The organism is Streptomyces sp. NPDC091292 (assembly GCF_044757265.1).
Classification (GTDB): domain Bacteria; phylum Actinomycetota; class Actinomycetes; order Streptomycetales; family Streptomycetaceae; genus Streptomyces.
Window position 1 is genome coordinate 268,155 of the sequence record NZ_JBIVUQ010000009.1, and the last position, 26,318, is coordinate 294,472.

Consider the following 26,318-nt stretch of genomic DNA (forward strand, 5'->3'; position numbering starts at 1 on the left):
GCATCCATGGACCGCTTCGACGTGTACATCGCCGACGAAGGACTCGCCGAGATCGACGGAAAGCCCGTCGGCGCCGCGCCGGGCCAGTCCGTGCACGAGGCCGTACTCGACCAGTTGCAGCGGTACGCGGAGGAGCGCGGCGAAGCCGTCGAGGCGACGGTGGACGACGGCTCCGGAACCCCCTTCGTCCTGGAGGTCTCGCCGGACGGCTCCAGCCAGGTCCTCCCGCCCGAGGAACCCGAACCCGCCCCGGAACCCGAGGCCCCCTTCACCGAGACACCCCCCGCTCCCGCTCCCGCTCCCACCGCCGCCTCCGCGATCGCCGTGGCTGTCGCCCGCGCCCGCGCCGCGGCCCCGCCCCCCGTCCTCGCCGTCGACCTCCCCGCCGAGTTCACCGAACAGGTCGGCCGCATCAACGCATGGGCGGCCGACGGCCGGCTCGAAGAGGCATACGTCGAAGCGTCCGTGCTGCGCGCGAGCCTGACCGACCTGGTGGGCGCCGAGCATCCGCACGCGGTGGAGGCGCGGGCCGTGGAGGCGTACCTCGCGCATCTGTGCGGCGACCACCGCGAGGCGATCGTCCTTGCCCTGGCCGTCGCGCGGATCCGGTGCCGGACCTGGGACGGGCAGGCGGAGGTGGACGTCGCGCGCGCGGCAGCCGCCTGGCAGCGGCTGGACGACGACCGGGCCGCCGCCACGCACGGAAGGGAACTGCTCCACATGTGGGACCAGTTGGAACGGCGCGGAAGGCTGTCGCCCGCCCACGCGGAACTCGCGGAACAGGTCCGGGGACAGATGGACGAACTGGCGGCGGCATACGCCTGATCCCTCCTGGGCCGCTCCGGAGCCCCTGAGCCCTCATAGGCATCTCGAAGCCCTCAGGGGAAGCCCCGCGCACTCTGCCCCGTACCGTTCCTGACCTGCGCGTCCATCGCCTCGTACAACGAGTGTCAAACGAACGTGGACCGTGGCTCGGAACACTCCGGTGCTCGTCAGCCCCACGTGCATCGCGGGCCTCCGACATCCCAGGGGCCCCCGGCGCGCACCCCCCCTTGGGGGCTGGTCGTCCGAGGAGCAGGAGCACAGCCATGAACTTGACGGCCATAGGATCCGCGAGCGCGGTCTCCCCGGAGGAGCAGGCGCTACGCGATCTCTATCTGGACCACGGCCCGGCCCTGTACTCCTATGTGCTGCGGATGGTGGACGGCGACGCGCATCGCGCGGAGGACGTCATACAGGAGACCTTGCTGCGCTGCTGGATCAAGCAGAACCTGACCGACGACGAGGGGATGGCCGTCCGCCCCTGGATGTTCCGGGTCGCCCGCAACCTGGTCGTGGACGCGCACCGCACCCGGATGGCGCGCCCCACGGAGATCAGCGTCACGAGCTGGCTGGGCGACATGGGAACCGAGGTGGACGACATAGAGCGGATGCTGTCGTCCATGGTGCTGCACGACGCCCTCCAGGCACTGACACCCGCGCACCGCGAGGTACTTGAGGCCACGTTCTTCGCGGACCGCACCACGCAGCAGGCGGCGGACGACCTGGGCATCCCGCGCGGCACCGTGAAGTCCCGGGTGTACTACGCCCTGCGCAGCCTCAAGGTGGTCCTTGAGGGGACGGCGGGCGCGGTGGAGGAAGTGGCGGACCGCTGACCGCGGGGAACCACCGGCCGCCGACCTCCCTCTACCTGGTCGGGATCACGCCCCCGGGCGCAGCCCCAGCCAGCCGGGCGACGGGTCGCCCTCGACCTCTCCGAAGTACAGCGCGAAGGTCTGCTTCCAGCGCTCGACCGCCGCCCGGTCCGCCATGAAACGGGGGAAACCGTCCACATGTGCCTCCGGGTAGTCCCATATCGGCCGCAGCCCGGCCGGCGGGGTGACGTCCGTGCGGACCGCCCAGCCGTTGAACGCCGTCTGCTGACGGGCGGTGGTCAACTGCCAGTTCAGGTAGAGCTTGGCGGCCGTCGGGTTTTTGGCCGCCTGGAGGATCGCGGCCCGCTGGCCCCACGCCATGAACGGGTGGCCCGGGGCGACGACCCACTTGGTGGGCGCGGTCGGCGGCGCGGTGAGCGTACCGGCGGCGCCGATACCGATGGCCTTCTGCCCGCCGTTCACGGCGACGCCCGGGGTGTGGGTGCCCCGGGCGAACTGGATCTCCTGGGCGGCGAGCCGGGCGATCCAGTCCCAGCCGTACGTGTCCGCGTACAGGCTGAAGAGGTACAGGACCGCGTCGTCGTCGTGCGGGTAGGACGAGGCGATCCTGCCCTTCCAGCCGGGGTCGACCAGATCCGCCGGGGTGCCCGGCGCCCCGGCACCCGCCGCCGCCACGCCGTACAGGAAGCTGAACGCGATCACCCCGGTCGCGACCCACGCGCCGTCCGGGTCCTTGAAACCGCCGTACACGCTGGAGAATCCGGCCGGCTTGTAGCAGAGCAGGCGGTTCAACTGCTTCCAGCGGGTGAAGTCCTGGAGCGTCTGGAGTTGCACCACGTCGGGGACCAGGGTGCCGGTCGCGATCTGGTTGTCGACCCGGACGTCGTGGAACTTGCTGTAGTCCACGATCAGTCGGAGGTCGATGTCCGGGAAGCGGGCCAGGAAGGCCGCCTTGGTGGCGTCCTGCTGGTTCGGGGTGTCGCCGCCGGCGTAGAGGACGAGCTTGCCGCCTTCCGCGAGGGCGGCCTGGTACAGCTCGTCCAGCGTCCGGGTCTCCTCCCCGGCGGCCCCTCGGGCCGGCCGCGCGGCGGGCGCCGCCGCCGCGCCCGGCGAGGTGGCCCCGAGGGCGGTCACGCCGAGAGCGGCACCCGCCGCGGTGGTGAGCGCCCGGCGCCTGCTGAGGTAACTGGTCATGGTCGGGAGTGCCTTCCTGTACGGGAACGGTGTGGGGATGTCACGGGGACATGGGGGTGTGGGTGTGGGTGTGGGTGTGGGTGTACGGGGAGTCCGCGCCGTCGAGCCACGCCGACCCGCGCGCGTACAGCGCTTGGACCTCGGGCCCCGTCAGCCCCGGCATGTCCGGCTTGACCCGGTAGCCGATCCGGGTCTGGAGATAGGCGAGATGGCGGTACCCCTCGGGGAAGGCGGCCAGCAGACCGGGGTCGAGCGCGGGTCCGGGACCGGCGGTCACCGGGTCGAGCCGGTCCTTCTCGTAGATCGGCTGGCGGAGCAGGATCGTCCAGCGGCCGTCGTGCTTCTCCAGGAAGTCGTAGAAGCGGCCGGTGCACACCACATCGCAGACGACGCCCTCGACCGGACCGCGCTGCGAGATGGTCATCTTGGTCTGCGCCACGGCCCGGGAGCCGCGCAGCTCGACGGTGGTGCCGCCGAGGAAGTGCAGGATGCGGACGCCGCGTGCGAACCCGGCGCGGCTGACCTCGATGAACTCCTCACCCGAGCCCTGGAACCAGGTGGCCGTCATCCGGCCGTCGGGGTGCCACACCTCACGGAAGCGGTCCCAGTCACCCGCGTCGCGCCACAGCACCCAGTTCTCGATCAGCTCCCGGATCGCCAGCCGCTCGGCGAGCTGATGGTCCATCACCTGCTCGTCGTGGTCCATCAAAGGCTCCTAGATCGGGTAGTGGCGCGGCTGCTGGGAGACGCTGATCCAGCGGAGGTCGGTGAACTCGGCGAGCGCGGCCCGCGCGCCGAAGCGCCCCCAGCCGCTGTGGCCCACCCCGCCGAACGGCATCATCAGCTCGTCGTGCACGGTGGCGCCGTTGACATGGGCGATGCCGGTACGCAGCCGCTTCGCCACGGACATCGCGCGCGCCTCGTCCTTGCCGAACACCGCACCGGACAGTCCGTACGGGGTGTCGTTGGCGATGCGTACGGCGTCGTCGGTGTCGCCGGCCACCACGACGCCGACCGCCGGGCCGAACGACTCCTCGTGGTAGAGGCGCATCGCAGAGGTGACCCCGGTGATCACGGTGGGTTCGTGGACCAGGTCATCGAAGCCGCCGCCCGTCGCGATCCGCGCCCCGCCCGCCACGGCGTCCTCGATGAGCGCCCGCAGATGCGCGAACGACGGCCTGTTGATCATCGGGCCGAGCTGCGTGCCCGGTTTCCTCGGGTCGCCGGTGACCAGCGCACCGGCGCGGGCGACCAGCCGCTCGGTGAACGCGTCGGCCACCGACCGGTCGACCACGATGCGCTCCGTCGACATGCAGATCTGGCCCTGGTACATGAACGCGCCGAAGGAGGCAGCAGCCGCCGCGGCGTCCAGGTCGGCGTCGTCCAGGACGACCAGCGGTGCCTTGCCGCCGAGTTCGAGCAGCGTCCGCTTGAAGTGCGTCGCCGCCTTCTCCGCGATGATCCGGCCGACCCGGGTGGAGCCGGTGAAGTTCACGGCGCGGACCGCCGGGTGGACGACCAAGTCCTCCACGATTTCGGCGGCGTCCTCCGGGGCGTTGGTGACCAGGTTCACCACCCCGTCCGGCAGCCCCGCGTCCCGCAGCACCTCGGCGATCGCGCCATGGGTACGGGGTGACTCCTCCGACGCCTTCAGGACCACGGTGTTGCCGTAGGCCAGCGGCCAGGCGACCGCGCGCACCCCGAGGATGAGCGGGGCGTTCCACGGCGCGATCCCGACGACGACGCCCACCGGCTGCCGTACGCCCAGGGCGAGAAGCCCGGGAACGTCCGACGGCAGTACCTCGCCGACCAGTCCGTACGCCTGCGCGGCGGCCTCGCGCAGGATTCCGGCGGCGAGACGGACGTTGAAGTGCCCCCAGGCCGCGACCGCCCCGTTCTCCTCGGTCATGGTGGCGGTGATGCGGGGCGCTCGCTCCTCCAGGAGGTCGGCGGCGCGCAGCAGGAGGGCGCGGCGAGCGGCCGGAGCCGACTGCGACCAGGTGGCGAACGCCGCGTCGGCGGCCTTCACCGCCGCGGTGGCATCGGCCCGGGACGCCGCGGCCACGGGGGGCAGGGGCTGTTCGGTGATCGGGCTGAGCGTGAATGTCGTACGGCCGCCTTCGGCCTGCCGCCACCGGCCGCCGATCAGCAGGTCCTGAGGACGGTCGCCCGGCTCGCCGGGGGTGTTGTCGGTGCCCATCGGCGCTACTCCTTCTCGGCGCTGGGGGGTGGTGACGGGGTCGAGGTCGGGGAGGGTGACAGGACGAGGTCGTTCTCGACCGAGAACCATGGGCCGCCGCCCTCGGTGCCGCCTTCGCCGCCTGCGGGACGCTCCGGGTCGTCGGCCGCGCGGGGTACGAAGGCGCGGATCAGCGACGGCTTGACCGCGAACACCGTGTCCGAGTCGAGGTAGGGGCTGTCCGCGTCGAAGACATGCGTGGTCAGCGGCCGGAATCCGGAGGCGTGGACCCTGAGGTGGAGGTGTGCCGGGCGCCACGGATGCCGCCCGGTGGCCGCCAGCATCCGGCCGACGGGTCCGTCGTCCGGGATCGGGTACGCGGTCGGCCGTACGGCCCAGAACGCGTATCGCCCGTCCGGGCGGGTGCGGAAGCGGCCCCGGAGATGGTGCTCGGGGGCGCCCGCGTCCTGGACGGCGTAGAGCCGGTCGTCCCCGTTCTGCCAGATGTCCAGTTCGGCGCCGGGAACCGGGGCGCCCGCGCTGTCGAGTACGCGGCCGTGGACCCAGGTGGGTACGCCCGCCGGACGCTCGGCGATCGAGGCGCCGTACGCGCGCAGGGGGGAGCCCGCCGCCCAGAAGGGGCCGAGCACGGTGGACTCCGTGGCCGCCGCGTCCACCGCGTCCACCGCTCCGTCCGGCCGGTGCTGGAGCGCGTCGACGAGCATGGACAGGCCGAGCGTGTCCGACAGGAGCACGAACTCCTGCCGCTCACCGGTGGTGACGCGACCCGTCTCGGTGAGGAAACGGATCCCGGCGCTCCATTCCTCCTCCGTCAGCCGTACCTCTTCGGCGAAGGCGTGCAGGTGGTGGGCGAGCATCTGCATCAGCAGCCGCAGCCGTGGCCGCGGACAGTCCGCGAAGCTCATCGCGACGGCGGACGTGATGTCCGCGGGGCAGGTGCGCTCCGGGGCGCGCGCCGTCCTGGGCGATGCGGGGGACATTCCGGCTCCCGTCCCGGTCAGCCGGCGGTGGGGGCGTGGCGCTCGTACGCCTGGAGGCCCGGCCGGATGGTCTTGTCGTCCAGGAACTGCTTGAGCCCCTGCTCCCGGCCGCGCTCCGGGTCGAGGAACTGGGACTGCTCCAGCTTCGCGTAGAGGTAGTCCTCGGCCTGGCCCCAGCTCATGTCGCGGCTGTGCTTGAAGCCGAGTTTGGCGGCGCGGACCACGACGGGGTTCTTCGCCAGCAGGTTGTTCGCCAGCTTGACCGTCTCCGCGCGCAACTCGGCCAGCGGGACGCTGGAGTTGACCAGGCCCATCTCGGCGGCCTGGACACCGTTGAAGGTGTCGCCGGTCATGATGTACCGGAGCGCGTCGCGGTACCCGACGACCTCCGACAGCGCCTTGGTCACCAGATTGCCGGGCGGAATGCCCCAGTTGACCTCGGAGAGCGCGAACTGCGCCCCGTCGGCGGCGATCGCCAGGTCGCAGGCGATGAGCGGGACGAACGCGCCCCCGAAACACCAGCCGTTGACCATCGCGATGGTCGGCTTGGAGAAGACGCGCAGCATCCGCCACTGCCACTGCGAGCAGTCGCGCCGCACCTTGAGCTGGACGTACTCGGGGGCCTTGTCCACCTCGCGGAAGTACTCCTTGAGGTCCATGCCCGCCGAGAAGGACTCACCGCTGCCGGTCAGTACGACCACACCGCAGCGGTCGTCGGCCTCGACGGCCTCCAGTACCTCGATCATCTCGGCGTTCAGCTGCGGGCTCATCGCGTTGCGTTTGTCCGGCCGGTCGAGGGTGACCCACGCGATGCCGGAGTCGTACGCGACGCGGACGGTGGACCAGGACCGTTCTGACCGTTCCTCGGGCATGAGATGTTCCTTCCATCGTGTCAGGTACTTCATCAAGGCCCTGACAAGAGACTGACAAGAGGTTGACAAGAAACTGATACTCTCGACGGCGTGACTGACGAAGAAGCGCGCCGTGTTGCTGTCCCGGCGCCCCGACAGCAGCCCCGGGTGACCTATGTGATCGGGCGCCTTGAGCGCGCGATGCGCCGCCAGCTCGACGAGGCGGTACGCCCGTACGGGCTGACCACCCCTCAGTACGCCACCTTGTTCGAACTCGGCGCGCGGGCCGGACAGTCCAACGCCCAGCTCGCGCGCCGGACCTTCATGACCCCGCAGTCGATGAGTGAGGTCGTCAAGGTCCTGGAGGGCAAGGGTTATGTGGGCCGGGAGGCCGACAGCTCGCACGGCCGGCTGATCCGTATCACGCTGACCCCCGTCGGTGCCGAGGCCCTGGCCGCCTGCGAAGAGGCGGTCGATGTCGTGGAGAGCCAGATGCTGCGCGAGCTGACACCGCACGGCCGTGAGCAGTTGCTGGCCGACCTGAAGAGCTGTGTGCGGATGCTCGGGGCTGGTTTCGCGGAGGTCTGACGCCCTGCACGGCTCGCATGGCACCCTCCTTCCCTGTCAGGTAGCCTGACGAGTATCAGGTTACCTGATTCAATGGGGTCGGGCAACCCGGTGCGGTGGACGGGTGCGCGGCGCGAGCGGGTGCGGTGCCACGCCGGGCACCACGGTGTTGCGGAGCGTGCCGAGCTGTTCCACGGTCATCGTCACCACATCGCCGACCTGGATCGAGGGCAGGGCGTCCCGCCCCCTGCGCCCCCACAGTTCGGCCAGACAGCCGCCGCCGCAGGTGCCGGAGCCCAGCACGTCCCCCGGGCGGACCCAGGTGCCGCGCGACGCGTAGGCGACCATCTCCGCGAAGCTCCACGCCATGCCCGTCAGCCGGTCAGAGCCGATGACGGTGCCGTTCACGGACACCGACATCCCCAGATCGAAGGAGTCGCCCTCGCGGTACGGGGCCAGCTCGTCGGCCGTGACGAGGGCGGGCCCCAGCGTGGTCGCCGTGTCCTTGGCCTTCGCCGGGCCGAGCCGTACGCGCATCTCCGGGCCCTGGAGATCGCGCGCCGACCAGTCGTTCATGATCATGTAGCCCGCGATGTGCCCCTCGGCCTCCTCGATCGTCAGATCCCGCCCCGCCTTCCCGACGACCGCCGCGACCTCCAGCTCGAAGTCGAGCACCTGACACCCCGGAGGAACCGGAACGTCGTCGTACGGTCCCGTCACGGCGTACGGGTTGGTGAAGTAGAACGCCGGCATCTCGTACCACTCGTCGACCGGCCCGCTCCCGTCGCCCATGAGCATTGAGACGCCCTCGACATGCCGCTCGAAGACCATGAAGTCGCGGACTGTCGGAGGCTGCGGAAGCGGAGCGGCCAGGTGTACGCCGGTCAGGGCGACGGTCTCACCGGGAGTGGCGTTCAGTTTCTCGCCGGCCGCCGTCAGGCCGTCGGGGTCGTGGAGGAGGTCCAGCAGGGTCGTGCCTTCGGGGAACAGGCGGACGCGGTCGCCGAGGAGGAGACCGGTGCGGTGGGGTGCCGCCGGTACGGGATGTTCGGGGGGAGTGGTGGGCGGGGTCGGGTCGGGTGGGTCGGTCACGGTCACGAAGCGCATCGGGGGACTCCTGTGAGGTCAGGCGGTGCAGCGGAGCGGTCGGCCGCCGTTGAAGGCGACCGTGTCGGCGAAGGCGGCCGGGTAGTCGAAGGCGTCCTCGTTCCCGCCCTTGTCCCGGCCCCGGCCGTCGTCCCTGTCCCCGCCGTTCTCGGCGTCGAGATCGAGGTAGGCCCGGTGCAGGTTGAGGACGATCCGTTCCGGGTCGGTGAGGTCCTTGAACTCGCCGAGGTCCAGCTCGCGCGCCGTCTCCAGCGGGCTCAGACCCGCCGACCGGCCCTGTGCCGCGGCGTCCAGGACGAGTCGGGCGTACCGTTCCAGCGGCGCGATGACCTCCTGGCCGCACGGTGTGCCGTGGCCCGGCACCAGGGTGGTGGCGCCGATGGCCCGGAGGTGTTCCAGGGTCCGCAGGTATCCGGTGACCGATCCGCTCATGAGCAGCGGTGTCCCGCCGTTGAAGACCAGGTCGCCCGTGAACAGGACGTCGCGCTGCGGGAGCCAGACCACGATGTCGCTGTCCGTGTGGGCCGGCCCTCCCACGTGCCGGAGCTGGACCTCCAGGTCGTCCAACCACAGGGTGAGCCGGTCGGTGAAGGTGACCGTGGGCGGTGCCTTGCGTACGGCTCCCCAGTGCGGCATGGGCGCGAAGACGGGCGGGGTGTGTTCCAGTACCGGATCTGCCAGCACACCGGCGCGGCACCGCTCGTGGCCCACGATGACCGCCTGGTCGAAGAGCACGTTCCCGTGTGTGTGGTCCCCGTGGTAATGGGTGTTGACCAGGGTGCGCACGGGTTTCGCGGCCGTCCCGGCGATGGCGCCGAGCAGGGCCCTGGTCCGTCGCTCGGTGGCGCAGGCGTCGACGGCCAGCACCTGGTCGCCGCCCACCACGAACCCCGTGGTGTTCACCCACCAGCCGCCGTCGTCCTGGACGTAGGCGAAGACTCCGTCGGCGACCTCGGTGACCCGGGTGCCGGTGACGGGCGAGTCGGTGCCGGGCGCGTCGGTGGCGGTCACCGAGGGGTCGCCGCTCACTCGGAGCCCGTCCGGGCGGCGCTTCCCAGCAGCGCGTCCACGTCGACGTCCTTCTTGAACAGTCCGTACGCGCGCCCCTGACGGATGAGCAGCCGGATCGAGTCCACGTTGAGTTCGGACGTCCAGTGCGGCAGCTTCATCCGCTTCGCCACCGCGGCGGGAACCTTGGTGTGCTGCGGGATGACGGTGCGCACCTCGTCGGGGTGCGATGCCGCGTAGTCCAGTGACCGGTTCATCGCGCGCTGGAAGCGTGCAACGACGTCCTTGTTCTTCTCGGCGTACTGCTGGGACGTGAAGTACCCGGAGAGCGACAGATGGGGCGCCGTCTCCGCGACCGCGTCCAGGACGGTGCGGTTGCCGGCGGCCAGGGCCTGGCTCATGAAGGGCTCCGTCGAGTAGGCCGCGTCGATCGAGCCGTTGGCCAGGGCGGCGTTCATCTCGGGGAAGTCGATCTCCACGAACTTGAGCTGGGACGTGTCCACGCCCCGCTTCTCCAGCGCTGTCCTGATGGTGATCTCACCGAGCGCCTTGAGCTGGTTGACGCCGAAGGTCTTCCCGGCCAGATCCCCGGCGCTCTTGATGCCGCTCTTCCCGCTGACGACGATCCCGGTCGTGGCGTCCTTGGGCCCGGTTCCGCCCTGCGCGCCCTCGGTCACGAACTGCGTGCCGATGCCCTGGAGTTGGGCGTAGGCCATCGAGATGGCGTTGCCGAAGCTGAACTGGATCTCGTTCGACATCAGCATGGGCACCGCCTCGGCGCCTCCCTGGACGGGGCGGAACGCGACATCGAGCCCTTCGTCGCGGAAGAACCCCCGGTCGTCCCCGAGGTAGGCGGGCGCCACCGCGGCGACGGAGAGCAGGCCGACGGTGACCTTGACGGGTTTCCCGGAATCGGCCGGGGCCGACGGGCCGCCGCCGCCCGAGCCGCAGGCCGAGACGCCGAGCGCCAGCAGGGCGGTGCCGGCCCAAGTCCGCAATCTCCTCATCGTGCTTCCTTCCGAGCGGCCTGGCGCCGTCGCCAGGGATGCGAACAGATGGCAGCACGCACCCTCTTGAGTGTCAAGGAAGTTGACAGGTTTCCTGATTTATCTCAGGAATGTTGTCAGGTAGGTTGACAAGGATTCGGCTGTTCCTTACGTTGCGGTTCACCTCGGCACCGCACGACAAGGAGCGGCCATGCGAAGCGACGACGCTTTGTCCGAACCCCGCACCGGTCCGGCACCGGCGACCGGGCGGCGCCCTCCGTCCCGCCGTCTCCGGCTGCCCGGCTGGGCCCAGACCTGGGCGGGCGTCCTCGGCGTGGTCGTACTCGCCGAACTGGCCGTACGCACCGGGCTCGTCTCCGACGACCACTTCCCGGCGGTCAGCACCGTCCTGAACGCCCTGGTCGCCCGCGTCCAGGAACCCGCCTACTGGACCGCCGTCGCCGGCACCCTCCAGGGCTGGGCGGTCGGGCTCGCCATCGCCACGGTGATCGCCGTGCCGCTGGGGATGCTCATCGGCTTCAGCGAACTGGCGTACCGCGCCCTGCGCCCGGTCATCGAGTTCCTGCGCCCCGTGCCGTCCGTCGCGCTGATCCCGCTGTCCATCCTCGTCTACGGCACGGGCCTGTCGGGCAAGGCGTTCCTGGTGGCGTTCGCCTGCACCTGGCCGGTGCTCATCCAGTCGCTCTACGGGGCGCGGGGCGTGGACCCCGTACAACTCGACACGGCACGCTCGTACCGCATCCCGTGGGCGCGGCGGGCGCTGCGGGTCGTGCTGCCGAGCACCGTGCCGTACATCGCGACCGGGCTGCGGATCGCCTCGGCCACCGCGCTGATCCTCGCCGTCACCGCGGAGCTGATCGTCGGCTCGACCGGTCTCGGACGGTCGATCAGCGAAGCGCGCCAGGGCGGGGACATCGCGCTGATGTACTCACTGATCGCCACCACCGGCCTGCTGGGATGGGCGCTCAACACCCTGTTCGCCCAGGTCGAACGGCGGGCCCTGCACTGGCACCCCTCGCACCGGGAGACACTGGCATGAGCCGCCGCACGAGCCTGCGTATCAACCGCCGCACGCGCCCCCGCGTGAGCCCCCGCAAGAGCCGCCGCATGAGCCGCCGCACCCTGGGCACGGTCCTCGAAATCACGGTCCCGATCGTGCTGATCGCCGTCGTCTGGGTGGCGTCGAACCGCAGCGGGACGTACTACTACCCGCCGCTCGGCGACATCCTCCGGGCCTTCGGCGACCTGTGGCTCTTCGAACGCTTCGGCACCGACGTACTGCCCAGCCTCGCCCGGCTCCTGTCCGGCTACGCCCTCGCCGTCGTGACCGGAGTCCTCGTCGGCGTACTGCTCGGACGCTTCCGTACGGCACGGCGGATCGCCTCGCCCCTCGTGGAGTTCCTGCGGGCGATCCCGTCGACCGCGCTCATCCCGCCCGCCATGCTCGTCCTCGGCGTCGGCGACACCTCGAAGATCTTCCTCATCGCCCTGGCGTGCCTGTGGCCCGTCCTCCTGAACACCGTCGACGGCGTCAGCGGTGTGGAACCCACCCTGGTCGACACCGGACGCGTCTACCGCATCGGGCGGTACGACCAACTGCGCTCGGTCGTACTGCCGGCCGCCGCACCGCAGATCTTCGCGGGGATGCGCACCAGCCTGTCGCTCGCGGTGATCCTCATGGTGGTGAGCGAGATGGTCGCCAGCTCCAACGGCATCGGCTACTTCGTCCTCCAGTCCCAGCGCACCTTCGCCATTGTCGACATGTGGTCGGGCATTGTCCTGCTGGGGATCGTCGGCTACCTCCTCAACGCGCTCTTCCTCGTGGTCGAGAACCGTGTCCTCGCCTGGCACCGGGGCGCCACGACCGGCGCCCGCTGACTCCGTGACCGTTCCCCCGAAAGCAGAGGACCCCATGCTCCAGGACCCCATGCTCCAGGTCTCCCGTCTCGCCAAGACGTACGGTTTCGGCGCGGACGCCACCCACGCCGTCGGTGACATCAGTTTCGAGGTGGCGCGCAGCGAGTTCGTCTGCATCGTCGGCCCCTCGGGCTGTGGCAAGACCACCCTGCTCAAGATGCTCTGCGGACTGCTCGCACCCACCTCGGGCGAGATCACGCTGGGCGGCCGGCGGGTCACGGAGCCCCCGGAGGAGATGGCCCTGGTCTTCCAGGACTACAGCCGCTCGCTGTATCCGTGGATGAGGGTCGGCGAGAACATCGCGTTCCCGCTGCTGCGGCAGCGCGGCCTGAGCAGGGCCGACCGCCGTGAACGGGTGCGGCAGGCCGTCGAGGCGGTCGGCCTCACCGGATTCATCGACGGGTACCCCTGGCAGCTCTCCGGAGGGATGCAGCAGCGGGTGGCCATCGCGCGCGGGCTCGCGTATCAGCCGCAGATCCTCCTCATGGACGAGCCGTTCGCGTCGGTCGACGCCCAGACCCGCGCCGATCTGGAGGACCTGCTGCTGCGGGTGCGCCATGAGTACGGCGTCACGGTGCTGTTCGTCACCCACGACATCGACGAATCCGTCTACCTCGCCGACCGCGTCGTCGTCCTCACTCCCCGGCCGACCGAGGTCCAGGAGGTCCTGGAGATCGAGCTGCCGCGCCCGCGCAACCAGGTCACCACCAAGGAACTGCCGGAGTTCGCACGGCTGCGGGCCCATGTGTACCGGGCGATCAAGCGACCGGAGAGGGCGCCGGAGGACGTGTCGGGGAACGCGTCGGAGAAGGCGGCGTCGGCCCCCGTGCTTTAGCTCGCGGGCTTCGGCTCGCGGGCTTTGGCTCGCGGGCTTCGGCTTCCTTCGTCCCCGTCGTCCCGTCCCAGCAGAAGGAGTTGCACCGAGGATGTACGACCAGGGCATCGGGTCCTGGCCCCGCCGCCGGGCCCGCAGGACCCCCGACCGCGTAGCCATCGCCTACGGCGGAAAGGAGTTGACGTACTGTCAACTCGACGAGCGCGTCACCCGGCTCGCGCACGTACTCCGCGACACTCTGGGCGTCTCGCGGGGAGACCGGGTGGCGTACCTCGGGCCGAACCACCCGGCCCTCCTGGAGACCCTGTTCGCCGTCAGCGCGCTGGGCGCCGTCTTCGTCCCCCTGAACACCCGCCTGACCGCACCCGAGTTCACGTACATGCTCCAGGACAGCGGGGCGACGGTCCTGGTGTCCGGACCCGAGCACGAGGCGACGGCGCTCAAGGTGACCGAACCCCTCGGGATCCGTCTGCTCCCCGTCACCGACGGCTACGAGGCGGCGCTCACCGCGGCGTCCGGCGAGCCCCTGGACGAGCGGGTGGAGCCGGACGACCTCTGCCTCATCCTGTACACCTCGGGGACCACGGGTGTGCCGAAGGGCGCCGCCCTGACGCACGGCAACACCGTCTGGAACTGCTACAACGTGCTCGTCGACATGGACATCGCGTCCGACGGGACCACCCTGGTCACCGCCCCGCTCTTCCACGTCGCCGCGCTGAACATGACCTGTCTGCCCACCCTGCTCAAGGGCGGCAAGGTGATCCTCGAACCCCGCTTCGACCCCGAGCGCGTACTCGACGCCATCGAACAGGACCGGGCCACCTTCCTCTTCGGCGTACCGATGATGTACCAGCGGATCGCCGCCTCACCCCGGTGGGCCGACGCCGATCTCTCCTCGCTGCGCCTCCTGCTCTGCGGCGGCGCCCCGGTCCCCGGCGCCCTCATCCGGACCTACCTCGACCGGGGCCTGTCCTTCGTCCAGGGCTACGGGATGACGGAGGCGACCGCGGGGGTGCTGTGCCTGGCCAAGGAGATGAGCGACCGGAAGATCGGCTCGGCGGGCGTTCCCCACTTCTTCACCGACATACGGCTCCTCGGGCCCGACGGGGCCGAGGTCGCGCCGGGCGAGCGCGGTGAGGTGGTCGTCGCCGGGCCCAATGTCGGACCCGGCTACTGGGGCCGGCCCGAGGCGTCCGCCGACGCGTTCGTGGACGGCTGGTTCCGCTCCGGCGATGTGGCGGTGATCGACGGCGAGGGCTGTGCGTCCATCGTCGACCGGGTCAAGGACATGTTCATCTCCGGTGGCGAGAACGTGTACCCGGCCGAGGTGGAGGACGTCCTCTACCGCCACCCCTCGGTGGCCGAGTGCGCGGTCCTAGGCGTACCGGACGAGGAGTGGGGCGAGGTCGGGAAGGCGGTGGTGGTCCTGAGGCCCGGCACCGGGGCCGTCACCGAGGTCGGCGCCGAGGAGTTGCGTGCCTTCGTGGGGGAGCGGCTCGGCAAGTACAAGGTGCCCAGGACGGTGGAGTTCACGGACGCGCTGCCGCGCAATGCGGCCGGGAAGATCGTGAAGTCGGAGATACGGGCGGCTTTCGGGGCGGCGGAATGAGGGGGCGCGACGGAATGAGGGGGCGACAGATGGATCCGGAAGACATGGATCCGGCGGAGGGGGCCGGGGCGCCGTTCGCCTTCACCTACCGCCCGGCGCCCGCCCGGGTGACCTTCGGCCCCGGCGCACTGCGCGCACTGCCGTCCCTGGCCGACGAACTCGGCCTGAGCCGCGTCCTCGTCCTCTCGACGCCCGGCCGCGCCCGCCTCGCCGCGACCGTGGCGGCCCGGCTCGGCGCGCGCTGCGCGGGGACCTGGGCGGGTGCCCGTACGCACGTGCCGGTCACGGTCGCCGCCGAGGCACGCGCGGAGGCCGCCGCGCGCGGGGCCGACGCCTGCGTGGCCGTGGGTGGCGGCTCCGCGACGGGCCTCGCCAAGGCGCTGGCCCTGGACCCCGGCCTCCCGTACATCGCCGTCCCCACCAGCTACGCGGGCTCCGAGATGACGCCGACCTGGGGACTGACGGAACAGGGCCGCAAGACCACCGGGAAGGACCCGGCAGTCCTGGCGAGCGCCATCGTCTACGACCCCGAACTCACCTACTCCCTGCCCACCGTGGACTCGGTCACCAGCGCCATGAACGCCATCGCCCACGCGGCGGAGGCGCTGTACGCACCGGACACCTCCCCCTTCGTCGCGCTCCTCGCCGAGGAAGGCGTACGCCGCATCGCCACGGCCCTGCCGGCCATCGCCGAGAACCCCTCCGCTCCGGCGGCGCGCGCCGACGCCCTCTATGGGGCCTGGCTCTGCGGCGCCTGCCTGGGCGCCACCACCATGTCCCTGCACCACAAGCTCTGCCACGTACTGGGCGGCGCCCTGGACCTCCCGCACGCGGCCACCCACACGGTGGTCCTGCCGTACGCCCTGGCCTTCAACGCGCCTGCCGCGCAGGCCCAGTTGCTCCCTCTCACCCGAGCCCTGTCCACTCACGACGCCCCGGCGGCCCTGCAAACCCTGTCCCGCACCCTGGGCGCCCCCAGATCCCTTGAGGAACTGGGCATGAAGAAGTCCGACATCTCCAGAATCGCCGAACTGACGGTCGCCCACCCCTACGCGAACCCCCGTCCCCTGAGCTTCTCGGATGCCGAATCGCTCTTGCGGAGGGCGTACAGCGGCGCGGACGCATGACGGCAGGGGCTCGTCAGGACTGCGGCTGGGGGCGGGTGTGCGCGGAGGCCAGCTCCGCGAGGAGGGGCACGGATCGCGGGGCAAGGCGGGGGAGCAGCGGGAGCGCGTACCGCCAGTGCTCGCGCCAGTGCTCGCCCGTCAGTACCTCCCGTACGAGACGGCGGGCCTGGTCCTCGTCGCGGGACGCGTCCGGGCCCAGGGCATCGGCGAGCGCGAGGAAGCGCAGCACCCGCCGCCGCTGGGGCGCCCGGCCGTCCGTGGCGGGGACGACGGCCGGGATGCCGGCGAGGTAGGCCGCCACGGCGGCGAGGGCCGCGGCCCGCTCGCCCGGTGTACCCGCCCGCGCGGCCGTGTCCCGCGCGGTGCGGACATCGCCCCGGAAGGCGTGCAGGACGGCCCACTCCGCGACGGGCAGCACGCCGTCGGGCAACGGCGTCGAGGCCATGTACCGCTCCCAGTGCCCCAGTTTGTCCCCCAGTGAGGGCACCTCGGGGAAGTGCCCGCTCGCCTTGAGCAGGCCGTTGAGCAGCACGGTGTACGGGTTCCACGACTGGAGGGACTCCGCCTCACCGGCACAGAGGCGCGCGAGGGTCGCGGACAGGGCGGGGCCGGGGCGCCGTGGATCCGGCAGGGCGAGCAGCAGCTCCGCGACCCGGGGGAGCAGCCTGCCGCGTTGGCGCGGTGAGCGGGCCACCCGGTCCGCCTCCGTGAGGAGTTCTCCCACGATCCGGGCGGCGGCCTCGGGATCGTGGCGGGCGAGACCCACGGCCACGGCGATCCGCGACCGCTCGACCTGCTCCCGCACTTCGCCCCTCGGCCGCTCCCAGCTCGCCCACGCCTCCGCCGATCCGGCGTCACCGGCGTGCGCGAACGCCTGGGCGACCAGTCCGCGTACGGCCGGGTCGTCGGGCAGGTCCGTGGCCGACGCGGCGGCCTGCCGTGCGTACCGGCCTGCCTCCGCGCCGTACCCGCCGACCGCGCAGCCCGTCGACACGGCGGCCAACGCGGCTGCCCGCCCGGCCGGTTCCGGTGACCGGCGCGCGAGCCGTTCGGCTTCTTCGATGTGCCCGGTCGTGGCGAGCGCCGAGGCCAGCGGCAGCCCCCACCCGAGGCCGCCCACCTCGGACGCATGCCCTTCCCAGCGTGCGTAGGCGGCGGCGAGGAGCTGTCGCCCGTGGGCGGGATGTTTCTCCAACGCCTCTTTGATTACGGGGAGTTCGGAGTCCGTCTCCGTCGTGGGGGCGGCTTGTTGTTCCAGTACGGTGAGGGCCTGTTCCCGGATGTCGTCGCCCAGCACATCCGTACGCAGCGCTTCCGGGACCTCGTCCAGAAGGTCCTTCGCGGGGGTCTCGTGATCTACATCGAGCAGGGCCCGTACGACGCGGGTCAACGTGGTGGAGAGTTCGAGGCTCAGATGGGCGCGGTCGGCGGGTGAGCGGGTCTCGGGGGCGGTGAGGGCGGCGAGCAGTTCCTCTCGTGCCGTCCGCGCCAGGCTGCGGGCCTTGCCGCGACGGGTTGGCATCAACGCACTGACGCCGAGCGCGATGAGGTCGACGTGGGTGAGGTCCGTGGAGGGGTCCAGGTCCGCGCAGAAGATTTCGATGCGGTCCCGGATGGTGGCGGCACCTGTGGGGCCCTTCTGCTTCGGCCTGGAGGGTGGTTCCGGCGGCGGGGGGAGTGGTTGCGGTCGGGCGTCCTTGAGGAGGTCCTGAAACCTGGGGTCGAATCTGGACAGCACCCCTTCCTCGATCAACTCCCCCCAGATCTCCAGGGCTTCGGCCTGCTCCCCGGCCGCACCCTCGATCAGCGCCTCGGCGTGTTCCGCCACCCTGAGGAGCCAGTCCGTGGTCTCCGCACCGAGGAGCTTCGCGGCCTCGATGCGGGACGCCCATCCCACGGCTTCGCAGGAGAGGACGGCACGCAGCACTGGGCGCGCGGCCTCGCGCCGACCGCAGTCGTGGAGCGCGAAGCCCGCCTTGGCCAAGTCCTCCCACTGCTGGGTCTGTTCGGCGAGCAGAGGCGCGGCTGCCAGAGCGCGCACCGCCCACTCAGCCGCCTCCCGTGCCGCTGCCTCCTCATGGAGAACCACGGCGACATCGGCCAGCCGTACCGCCTTGTCCGCGTCGTCCGGCGCCGACAGGGCCAGCTCCCGCGCGCGGGTGGCGTCTCCGGCGAGCGCGAACAGCTCGGGAAAGTGCCTGGGTACGAGGCGGGCGCGCCGGGACAGCAGGGCACGGGAGACGGCCACGCGTGCGGCCGACCCGAGGTCTTCGCCGTCCCCGGCCGGTACGAGGTCGAGCTGCGCCAGCGCCTCATCGAGCCGGCTGTCCGCGACGAGCCGAAGCTGGCGGCGCGGATCGAGCACGTACCGCTCGATGCGGCGGGGCTCGCACAACTGACGCGGATAGTGCGACAGGAGGTAGGGGGGTGTGGAGGCGGGCCAGCCGCGCGCCTGCCAGGAGTCGGCCCAGGCGTGGAGGAGGCCGGTGCAGTGGGCGCGTAGGTCGGGCCCGCTCTGTTCCCGTGCGGTGTGAAGTAGGTCGTCGGTGCCGAAGGCGTAGGTGTCGAGGTCGTCCAGCAAGTGGCCCCGGGCGCGCGCCAGCAACAGGTCGACCTCGGCGAGGTCGACGCCGGCCAACGCGGCCAGATCTTCGGTACGCAGACCTGCCCCGGCCATGGCAAGCAGCCCCACGAGGGTCCGCCCCACCTCGGACGCCCCGAGCCGAGCCAGTTCCTCCAGGGCGGCACGCTCGATGTCCCCGGTCTGCGCCACGGGGTCGAGGGCGCGTACGAACTCCCTTCTGCGTAAGGGGTGGTCGGCCGGTACGTCGGTGGGTGGCTCGGCGGCGGGAAGGCTCGACACGATGACGCGGAGCGAGCGTTTTCCGCCCTGCTTCGTGATCTGTGCGGGCACTGGCTCGTAGGGGAGCAGGGCCGCGATGCTGGGCCCACCGGGCCATGCGGCGTCGGCGTCCAGCGCGTCCACCACGACCAGCAGTCTGCGCTTCCTCCTGGCCGAGCGAACGGCTGCGGCACGGAACAGCATCTGAAGGTGCTCGGCGGTGACGGGTTCCTGCGCGGCGGGCGGCTTCCTCCCCGCAAGTTTCGTCAACTGGCACACCGCCTGGGCCATGAAGTGGTCGGAGCGGTTCCAGCCTTCGGTCTCGGAGGCGAAGTAGGCGATGATGTCGACCTCCTCGCGCTGTTCCAGCAACAGGCGGGCCAGCAGGATCGAGGTCCGGACCCGCTGCGACCCCTGCAGCCAGCGGTACGAGGAGTTGCCGGGGGAGTGGACGAACGCGCGGAGGTCCTTGAGTTCGGCCGCAGGGCCTTGGAGGGGACGCTCGGTGAATGCCTCGGCCCCGACTCCCGCCATGTACTGCCGTCGTTCGTCCCGCTCCTTCGAGGCACCCCGCTGGGCGTCACCCTCCCGCTGCGCGGCTTCGAGTTTCTGGGCCCATCTGTCATCGAACTCGGCCACCTCGCCGGCCTCATGCCGAAGAAGGGGCACCAGTTCGCGCACCTTCTCGGTGCTGTCGCCCTGCGGGGACGTCCGACCCGAGCACCACTCTTGGACCGTCCTCATATCCAAGCCGACCTGCGCCGCACAGATGGAGAGGCCGGAGTTGCTCAGTTGTTCAGCTCTGTCGGACAACTCGTTCAGCATGTTGCCGAACTCCGCGCGGGCCGCTCGACTGACGAACGCCCCACCCTCATCGAACTGTTGTGACATGGTCACTACACCCCGCTTGACCTGGTCCGATTCATGTTTCTGACGGGACCCCCTCGTCCGGTCCTGCCCCGGCCCTCCAAGGTGACTTCGCGGCCCGGCGCTCCGACACCCGGGCAAGAACCGGAAGGACCACCGTGCCCGCACTCCCCACCCTCGTCCTCGACGCCACCACCTGGGCCACCGCCGGCGCCGCGCTGTACACGGCCGTCCTCGCCACGGTCGCCCTCACCTCGGTCCTGGCCCGAACCCCGGACCGTCGCCGCGACGCCCGCGCCACACTCACCATCCTGCTGAGGCGACGCCCACCGCGATGACGGTCACGGGGGATTCCGTGAACCCCCGCTCGCCCACTCCGCTAACTGCTAGCGTCCCCCCGGTCACCGTACGTGGCCCCGACGAGAGTGGTAGCCCAGCCTTGTCCGACGTGTGCGTCTTCGCTGAGGGGCGTCCCTCTTGGGATCCCCGGTATCAGCCCTGCGTGCCCACTGTTTCCGTTGGGGGTGAGGTCAGGGAGCTTTCCCTGATCGAAGTCCTTCTTCGGGCCGAGGACTTGAGTGCTCTCTCCTGTGCGACCCCGGGCGAGGGCGTCGCCCTCGTCGACTACCTGCTCGGGATCTGCTTCGCCGCCCAGATCTTCCCGGCGTCCACCGACGAGTGGCGTGACTGGGTCACCGGTGAACACAAGCTCGATGATGTCGCGGCCTGGTTGGCCGATCAGCCCTCCGACGACTGGGACCTCTTCCACCCGGTCAAGCCCCTCGGCCAGAGCAGCATGCTCGCCCCGCTCATGGACGAATTCGGCACAGGACCCGCCCAATTGGTCCTCGAACACGTCGGTGACTACAGCCAGTTCTTCGATCACCATCACCTTCAGCACCCCGACCGGCTTCCGGCCGCCGCCGCCTTCCGGGCACTGCTGACCCAGCACGTCTACGGACTGGCCGGTCGGGCCCGGGTGTCCGGCAAGGCGCTGGGGGCCAAACTGACCAACCTGTCCGCCGGGCGCCTCCAGGGCCGTATCCGGGTCGTGGTCCAGGGCCGCACCGTCGGCGACACCCTGCGACTCAACCTCTACCCGGCGGCCAAGGGGGAAGCGGGCCGGTTCAACACGTCATGGACCACAAGCGACTTCCCGCGCCGAGAATTCCGTACCAAACCGCCCGGCCGCGCCACCTCCGGACCCGCCGACCTGCACAGCTACCTCGGCCGGTCCGTGCTTCTGCGCCCGGCGGTGGACGGCGACACCGTCAGCGTCGACCGCGTACTCATCGGAGCCGGCGAACTCCTCAGCCTCGACCCCGAGCGCGACGTCGAAGACGCCGTCTTCAGAGCGATGGCGAACGGTCAGCTCAAACCGCTCTGGCCGTCCCCGACCCGCGCCCTCTGGCGCGACGCGCACGCGCTCTACACCGCGGCCAGGGACGCGGAGACCGGGCTGTTCGGGCGGCTTCGCAGCCTCTCGTTCCCGCAGGACGGTGCCGGTCCGCCCTGCATGCTCTGGGCCGTCGGACTCATTGCCAACAAGACCCTCGCCGTGGCCTGGACCGACGGCTACTTCCCGTACGCGCCCAGCCAGGGCGAGGCGCTGTGCGACGCGTCGCGGCAGGGTTCGCACATCGCCGAGCACGTCGCCCGCGCACTGGAGCGCTCCGCATACGTGGCGTGGAAGATCGTCTACCCGAACCCCAAACCCGCCGACCGCGCCGCCCAACAGGCCCGTTTCGACGCGCGCCGCGAATTCTGGCCGGCCGCCGAGGAGCCCTTCGAGCAGTTGCTCGACGAGACGGCCCGGGGCGAACCCGTACCGCTCTCGCTGCTCGACTACGCCCACGAACTCCGTCGCAGGGCCGAGGACTTCCTCAAGCAGCGCCTCGACTCGCTCCCGCGCAACGACAACGGCCATCACGCCCGCGCCCGCGCCGAAGCCCGCTTCCAGGCCGACATGGCCGATCCCAAGGCACCCGCCCAACTCCGAGGGGAGACGCACACATGACGGAGCGGAACGAGCCCGTTCCGGACCAGCGGGGCGCCGAGCAGCTCACCGCCTGGCTCATCTCCCTCGTACGCAACCGGGAGTACGGCCAACTCGCCGAGCTGCGCCGCACCACGCCGACCGACGCGCACATCCGGGCCGGGTGGTACGGGCCGGCCGAGCGCCGCGAGATCTTCGAGAAGGTCGCGTTCCTCTTCGGCGTCTACCACCAGGGCAGGTCCGTCCCCCTGTACGGGACGGGCAGCCTCGGTGCCGCCGCGCGCAGGATCGGGGACGGCACGGGGCGCGGCCCCGACAACCCCGGCGCGCAGCGGCTGTTGTCGCGCGTCGTCGCGAGTCGCCGTATTCCCTGGCGCCACCTCCAGCACACCGTCACACGGCTGCGCTCCTGTGAACAGCCGCCGCCCTCCTGGATCCAGCTCACCGACGATCTGACCCGCTGGCACGACCGCAAGGCGCGCGTCCCCTACGGATGGTCCGTGGACTTCCACGAACCGCGCGCCCGAAACCGGAGCGGAACCGGTACCCCGAGTGGAACGACCATGCAGACGACGCGGAAGGACGCGAGTACGTGACCGAGGCCCGAAGCCAGTTCCTCTCCCTGCACGTACTGGAAACCCTGGTCGCCGTGCTCCCCGTACGTGACGAGAACGGCTCGCCGAAAAGTCTGGTTTACGGGGGAGTCGAACGTCATATGATCACCAGTCAGGCGCGCCGCCGGGCCGAGCGCGTGCACGCGCGCAACCGGGCCAACGCCGGTGTCGGTGCCCTCGCCGGCCGCAGCACCGGACTCCGTACCCGCGAATGGGCGCTCATCACCGCCAAGTCCCTGGAAACCGATCACGGTTGGGACCGGGACGAGGCGATCGTCACGGCCCGCGCGGTCATCGAGGCCACCGGCCTGAAGTTCGGCGACCCGGCCAAGAAGACCGTCGCCCATCTGACCAAGGTGCTCCTCTTCGCCCCGGCCGACACCGGCACCCGGATCGCCGCCCGGATCCACGAGTACGCCGATGAGCTGCGGGCCTGGCGTGACGAGTATCTGCGGATGCAGGAGGAGACCGCGAAGAAGTCCCCGCGCAAGGGCGGCCGTAAGGCCGATCCGGAGCCCGAACCGGAGACCGAATCCCCCGACGCGGCCCCGCCCGGCCTCTCCGCCCCGCCTACCGTGTCCGCCCTGCCCGCCCTGCCCAAGCACCACCGCGACGCCGTCCTGTTCGCCATCGCACCGCGCGACGCCATCGACATCGCGCTCTACGGCCGGTTCCTCGCCGAGATCGCCGACTCGCCCAATGTGGACGGCGCCGTCCAGAGCAGCCACGCCTTCACCGTCCAGGAGGCCGAGCAGGTGGACGACTTCTACGCGGCGGCCGACGACGCCAAGCTGCACCGGAAGCGGAACGCCCTGGACTTCCTCGAATCGGCCGACGACGCCGGCGCCGGCATGACCGGCTACCAGTCGCTGATCTCCGGCACCTTCTACCGCCACGCCGTCCTCGACCGCGTCCAACTGCACACCAATCTCCGGGCCGCCGGAATGAGCGACGCCGAGGCGAAGGAGACCGCGGTCGCCGCCGAGAAGGAGTTCGTCAACGCCTTTGTGGAGGCGTTCCCCGAGGCCAAGAAGAACTCCACGGCCTCCACCGGCTCGCTGCCCGCCCTCGTCCTCGCCTTCGAGGGCGCGCGCCCCTACAACTACGCCGCCGCCTTCCAGCTCCCCGTGGACGAGAACCCCACCAACGCGGGCGGCGAGGGCCCGGCGGGTCCGGCGGCGGTCCGCAGACTGCTCCGGCACCATGCCTTCGTCGGCGACCGCCGCCCCGACCTCAAGGCGGCGCGCGTCCTGACGTACGACCCGCAGATCGACGCCGTGCTCAAGGAGTCAGGTGGGGCGGGCGTCACGGCCGTGACGGAGATCGAGGAGCTGACGCCGTGAGCCACGTGCTGCTCATCCGGCTCGCCGCCCCGCTCCAGTCCTGGGGCGTGGCCGGCCGGTTCGGGCGGCGCGACACGCACAGCAGACCCACCAAGTCGGGCGTGATCGGGCTGTGCGCCGCCGCGCTCGGCCTGCCCCGCGAACCTCCGCCGGACGATCCCGAGAGCGACCCGCTCGTCGAACTGGCCCCCCTGCTCTTCGGCGTACGCGCCGACCATCCCGGCAAGCCGGTGCGTGACTACCACAGTGTCGGCGCGGGCCGGTTCCCGCTGCGGCCCCGCGACCTCGCCACCGACCACCGGCGCGCCGCCGCCGTCGCCCCGGCGCTGGAGACCGCGACCGGGGACACCTTCGGCCACCACGAACTCGACGGCTGGTACGGGGCGCCGAAGAGAATCGCCGCCGACCCGCTGTCCGGCGCCCTCGTCTCCGCGGAGATCCGCAGGAACGCGCTGATCACCGAGCGCTGGTACCTCGCCGACGCCACCTTTCTGGTGGGCCTCCAGCACCCCGGGCGGGAGCTGCTGGAGCGGATCGCCCACGCCCTGGAACACCCCAGGCGCCTGCTGTGGCTGGGCCGGAAGTCCTGCCCGCCCTCGGGCCAACTCGCCCTCGGCGTCAGGCCCGGCACCCTCGCCGACGTCTTCGCGTCCGTGGCGCTGCTGCCCGCGTACTCCGACGCGCCCCCGCGCACGCGCGACCACCGGCCCTGGGCCTGGCTCGAAAGCCCGCATCCGGTGCCCGGCACCGGCCCGGTCACGGACCAGCCGGTGCGCTTCCACGCCATGGGCCCGCTCCACGCGGCGCGCTGGGAGACCAGGGTCCGCGTCACCATCGACCCGAACGCCGTCGATTGGAACATCATCCCGTGACAGCGCCCCGCCCCACGGCCGCCCGGTTCGTCGCCACCCACACCCTGCTGACCCTGGACGCCCGGCACCCCTACGCCGCGAAATCGCTGATCGACGCGCAGGACATGCACCGCACCGTGATGAGCGGCTTCCGGGGCTGGGTCGACGACGGCAGCCGCGACGCCCGCGCCCAGATGGGCATCCTGTCGACCTGGACCCTGAACCTCCGCGAGGCCCGGCTCTCCCTCGTCGTGCAGTCCCGGGTGCCGGGCGACTGGGGCCGGATTCCGCCGGCGGCACTGGCCGGCGAGACCGAGACGCTGACCCTCGACCGCACCTTCGGCGTGGGCGACACCGTCGACTTCCGTACCGTCGTCAACCCCGTGCGCAGCCGCCCGTCCGCACCGGGCGCTCCCGAGAAGACGCGAGGCGTACGGGTCGCCCACACCCGCCCCGACTACGTGAAGTCCTGGTTCACCCGCCGCCTCCAGCCCCCGGGCGAGCCCCCTGTCGCGCCCGACGGCCTGACCCGCCTGGGCGCCGACACGCACCCCGACGAACTGGCCGTCCGCATGCTGCCGCGCATCTCAAGTCCCGCTCCCCACAAAGGTCTCCGTATCGCACGCGCCGAGGTCAGAGGCAAGCTGACGGTCACGGACCCGGAGACGTTCGTGGGTGTCCTGACGAGGGGGCTGGGGCACGGACGGGCGTACGGATGCGGGCTGGTGCTGGTGCGCTGAGGGCCGGCCGGGGCGGGAGCTGCGGTGGCGGGGAGCAGCGGTCGCGGGTCAGTCCTTCCAGATGAGGAAGAGCTGGTCGGCGGTGTCGGCGCAGCGTTCCTCGACGGCCGGGGCCCCGTCGGTGGCGTTGTCGCCGGTGCCGACGCATGTGGTGCCGTGCGCCGGGCGGAGGCGGTAGCCCTTGACGCCGTCGGTGGTGTCGGGAGCGAGACGGAACAGGGTGCCCTTGGTGCAGTCGTTCATGGGTTCGAGCGTGCCCTTGACCGGGTCCTCGCTCCGTATCGCCAGGCATCCCTTCCCCTCCGAGGGGTGGTGCCACTGGATGCGGTAGAGGCTTTCGCCGGCCGGTTCGAGGTAGGTACGGGGCACGGTCGACTGGGCGCAGGGGAGTTGGACGGCGATCGCGCTGCCGTACGCCTTGTCCGGATCCCGTCCGTCCGTCAGACAGAGGTCGGGTGCCTGGACCGGCCGGATCGTCACCCAGCCGTCGGCGGGTCCCGCCTTCCCATCCGGAGCGCCGGAACCGTCGGAGCCGTCGGATCCGCCCGAGAGCACTCCCCAGAGGGCCAGGCCCAGGACGGGAATCGCGAGTCCGGTGACGAGGACGGTCCTGCGCCGGTCGAGCCCCGGGCGTGACCGCGCGCCGACCGCCTCCGTGTCGGGCGGCGGAGCCTCGGGGGCCGGCGCCGCAGGGGTACGGGCGGCCAGCCGCTCCCTCACCTCCAGCCGCTCCCTCGCGTCCAGCCAGACGCCGACCCGCTGCCCGTCCCCGCAGGCGCGGACGAACGCCTCCAGGACGTCGGGTCGCGGCAGGCTCGTCCGCCGCAGGATGTCGGCGAGGGTGCTGCGCGCCAGCGTGTCACCCCCGCGCGCGGCCCGCTCCTCCAGCTCCCGGAACGTCAGTCCCGAACGCTCCTTGAGCCGCCGCATCAACTCGACGAAAGCGGCTGCGTCCTGGGCGTCGTACGGCGATAACTCCCCGTGAATCCCCATGAGCAGCATCTTGCT

24 protein-coding genes are annotated in these 26,318 nt (G+C 71.3%); 14 read left to right on the forward strand and 10 right to left on the reverse strand.

What is annotated here, in order from left to right:
• The first annotated feature begins 6 nt into the window (after positions 1-6).
• The gene (locus tag ACIQNU_RS25145; RefSeq protein ID WP_401370423.1) at positions 7-825 is read left to right on the forward strand and encodes a hypothetical protein; all 819 of its coding nucleotides are present in this window, start codon (positions 7-9) and stop codon (positions 823-825) included.
• A 263-nt stretch (positions 826-1,088) separates the two neighbouring features.
• Positions 1,089-1,655 (forward strand): sigma-70 family RNA polymerase sigma factor, encoded by a 567-nt coding sequence (locus ACIQNU_RS25150; protein ID WP_401370426.1) that lies wholly within the window; start codon positions 1,089-1,091, stop codon positions 1,653-1,655.
• A 45-nt stretch (positions 1,656-1,700) separates the two neighbouring features.
• On the opposite strand, the gene ACIQNU_RS25155 is transcribed toward ACIQNU_RS25150, so the two are convergent.
• The 5 genes from ACIQNU_RS25155 to ACIQNU_RS25175 are packed head-to-tail and all read right to left on the reverse strand — an operon-like array spanning position 1,701 to position 6,901.
• The gene (locus ACIQNU_RS25155) at positions 1,701-2,849 is read right to left on the reverse strand and encodes an ABC transporter substrate-binding protein (protein ID WP_401370428.1); all 1,149 of its coding nucleotides are present in this window, start codon (positions 2,847-2,849) and stop codon (positions 1,701-1,703) included.
• A 40-nt stretch (positions 2,850-2,889) separates the two neighbouring features.
• Positions 2,890-3,555, reverse strand: a complete 666-nt coding sequence (locus ACIQNU_RS25160; RefSeq protein WP_401370430.1) for a nuclear transport factor 2 family protein — start codon at positions 3,553-3,555, stop codon at positions 2,890-2,892.
• A gap of 9 nt (positions 3,556-3,564) precedes the next feature.
• On the reverse strand, positions 3,565-5,049 hold the full coding sequence (locus ACIQNU_RS25165) for an aldehyde dehydrogenase family protein (RefSeq protein WP_401370433.1): 1,485 nt from the start codon (positions 5,047-5,049) through the stop codon (positions 3,565-3,567).
• 5 nt (positions 5,050-5,054) lie between these two features.
• Positions 5,055-6,029, reverse strand: a complete 975-nt coding sequence (locus ACIQNU_RS25170) for a dioxygenase (protein WP_401370436.1) — start codon at positions 6,027-6,029, stop codon at positions 5,055-5,057.
• A 17-nt stretch (positions 6,030-6,046) separates the two neighbouring features.
• Positions 6,047-6,901, reverse strand: coding sequence for a p-hydroxycinnamoyl CoA hydratase/lyase (locus ACIQNU_RS25175; protein WP_401370437.1), 855 nt, complete (start codon positions 6,899-6,901; stop codon positions 6,047-6,049).
• A 90-nt stretch (positions 6,902-6,991) separates the two neighbouring features.
• Between ACIQNU_RS25175 and ACIQNU_RS25180 the strand changes: the two genes are divergently transcribed.
• Positions 6,992-7,468: a MarR family winged helix-turn-helix transcriptional regulator gene (locus tag ACIQNU_RS25180; protein WP_401370440.1), complete on the forward strand. Its 477-nt coding sequence runs from the start codon at positions 6,992-6,994 to the stop codon at positions 7,466-7,468.
• A 69-nt stretch (positions 7,469-7,537) separates the two neighbouring features.
• Here the strand turns inward: ACIQNU_RS25180 and ACIQNU_RS25185 are convergent, their stop codons facing one another.
• Genes ACIQNU_RS25185 through ACIQNU_RS25195 form a run of 3 tightly spaced genes read right to left on the reverse strand, consistent with a single transcriptional unit; the run spans position 7,538 to position 10,569 of the window.
• Positions 7,538-8,554, reverse strand: a complete 1,017-nt coding sequence (locus ACIQNU_RS25185; protein ID WP_401370442.1) for a fumarylacetoacetate hydrolase family protein — start codon at positions 8,552-8,554, stop codon at positions 7,538-7,540.
• Between the two features lie 18 nt (positions 8,555-8,572).
• Complete coding sequence (locus tag ACIQNU_RS25190) at positions 8,573-9,583, reverse strand: MBL fold metallo-hydrolase (RefSeq protein WP_401370444.1); 1,011 nt, start codon at positions 9,581-9,583, stop codon at positions 8,573-8,575.
• On the reverse strand, positions 9,580-10,569 hold the full coding sequence (locus ACIQNU_RS25195) for an ABC transporter substrate-binding protein (RefSeq protein WP_401370446.1): 990 nt from the start codon (positions 10,567-10,569) through the stop codon (positions 9,580-9,582). Before ACIQNU_RS25195 ends, ACIQNU_RS25190 begins: the two co-directional genes overlap by 4 nt.
• 190 nt (positions 10,570-10,759) lie before the next feature.
• Here ACIQNU_RS25195 and ACIQNU_RS25200 point away from each other — a divergent pair, with 190 nt between their 5' ends.
• The 5 genes from ACIQNU_RS25200 to ACIQNU_RS25220 all read left to right on the forward strand — a co-directional run bounded on the left by ACIQNU_RS25200 (position 10,760) and on the right by ACIQNU_RS25220 (position 16,057).
• Positions 10,760-11,608 carry an ABC transporter permease gene (locus ACIQNU_RS25200; RefSeq protein ID WP_401370447.1) on the forward strand — a complete coding sequence of 283 codons (849 nt, stop codon included), beginning with the start codon at positions 10,760-10,762 and terminating at the stop codon, positions 11,606-11,608.
• Complete coding sequence (locus ACIQNU_RS25205) at positions 11,605-12,447, forward strand: ABC transporter permease (RefSeq protein WP_401370450.1); 843 nt, start codon at positions 11,605-11,607, stop codon at positions 12,445-12,447. The genes ACIQNU_RS25200 and ACIQNU_RS25205 overlap by 4 nt, the downstream gene beginning before the upstream one ends.
• A 34-nt stretch (positions 12,448-12,481) precedes the next feature.
• Positions 12,482-13,321 (forward strand): ABC transporter ATP-binding protein, encoded by an 840-nt coding sequence (locus ACIQNU_RS25210; RefSeq protein WP_401370453.1) that lies wholly within the window; start codon positions 12,482-12,484, stop codon positions 13,319-13,321.
• A gap of 91 nt (positions 13,322-13,412) precedes the next feature.
• A complete protein-coding gene (locus ACIQNU_RS25215; RefSeq protein WP_401370455.1) occupies positions 13,413-14,930 on the forward strand; it encodes a long-chain fatty acid--CoA ligase in 1,518 nt (505 codons plus the stop codon).
• Positions 14,931-14,959: 29 nt separating this feature from the next.
• On the forward strand, positions 14,960-16,057 hold the full coding sequence (locus ACIQNU_RS25220; protein ID WP_401370458.1) for a maleylacetate reductase: 1,098 nt from the start codon (positions 14,960-14,962) through the stop codon (positions 16,055-16,057).
• Positions 16,058-16,070: 13 nt separating this feature from the next.
• On the opposite strand, the gene ACIQNU_RS25225 is transcribed toward ACIQNU_RS25220, so the two are convergent.
• Positions 16,071-19,790, reverse strand: coding sequence for a hypothetical protein (locus ACIQNU_RS25225; protein ID WP_401370461.1), 3,720 nt, complete (start codon positions 19,788-19,790; stop codon positions 16,071-16,073).
• Positions 19,791-19,924: 134 nt separating this feature from the next.
• Here ACIQNU_RS25225 and ACIQNU_RS25230 point away from each other — a divergent pair, with 134 nt between their 5' ends.
• The 6 genes from ACIQNU_RS25230 (at position 19,925) to ACIQNU_RS25255 (ending at position 25,310) form a co-directional block, all read left to right on the forward strand.
• Positions 19,925-20,104: a hypothetical protein gene (locus ACIQNU_RS25230; protein ID WP_401370463.1), complete on the forward strand. Its 180-nt coding sequence runs from the start codon at positions 19,925-19,927 to the stop codon at positions 20,102-20,104.
• A gap of 164 nt (positions 20,105-20,268) precedes the next feature.
• Complete coding sequence (locus ACIQNU_RS25235) at positions 20,269-21,783, forward strand: type I-E CRISPR-associated protein Cse1/CasA (RefSeq protein WP_401370466.1); 1,515 nt, start codon at positions 20,269-20,271, stop codon at positions 21,781-21,783.
• Positions 21,780-22,358 carry a type I-E CRISPR-associated protein Cse2/CasB gene (gene casB / locus ACIQNU_RS25240; RefSeq protein WP_401370468.1) on the forward strand — a complete coding sequence of 193 codons (579 nt, stop codon included), beginning with the start codon at positions 21,780-21,782 and terminating at the stop codon, positions 22,356-22,358. The genes ACIQNU_RS25235 and casB overlap by 4 nt, the downstream gene beginning before the upstream one ends.
• On the forward strand, positions 22,355-23,719 hold the full coding sequence (locus ACIQNU_RS25245) for a type I-E CRISPR-associated protein Cas7/Cse4/CasC (RefSeq protein WP_401370470.1): 1,365 nt from the start codon (positions 22,355-22,357) through the stop codon (positions 23,717-23,719). The genes casB and ACIQNU_RS25245 overlap by 4 nt, the downstream gene beginning before the upstream one ends.
• Positions 23,716-24,591, forward strand: a complete 876-nt coding sequence (cas5e, locus tag ACIQNU_RS25250; protein WP_401370472.1) for a type I-E CRISPR-associated protein Cas5/CasD — start codon at positions 23,716-23,718, stop codon at positions 24,589-24,591. The genes ACIQNU_RS25245 and cas5e overlap by 4 nt, the downstream gene beginning before the upstream one ends.
• Complete coding sequence (locus tag ACIQNU_RS25255; RefSeq protein ID WP_401370473.1) at positions 24,588-25,310, forward strand: type I-E CRISPR-associated protein Cas6/Cse3/CasE; 723 nt, start codon at positions 24,588-24,590, stop codon at positions 25,308-25,310. The genes cas5e and ACIQNU_RS25255 overlap by 4 nt, the downstream gene beginning before the upstream one ends.
• A 48-nt stretch (positions 25,311-25,358) precedes the next feature.
• On the opposite strand, the gene ACIQNU_RS25260 is transcribed toward ACIQNU_RS25255, so the two are convergent.
• A complete protein-coding gene (locus ACIQNU_RS25260) occupies positions 25,359-26,303 on the reverse strand; it encodes a helix-turn-helix domain-containing protein (RefSeq protein ID WP_401370476.1) in 945 nt (314 codons plus the stop codon).
• Positions 26,304-26,318 lie beyond the last annotated feature (15 nt).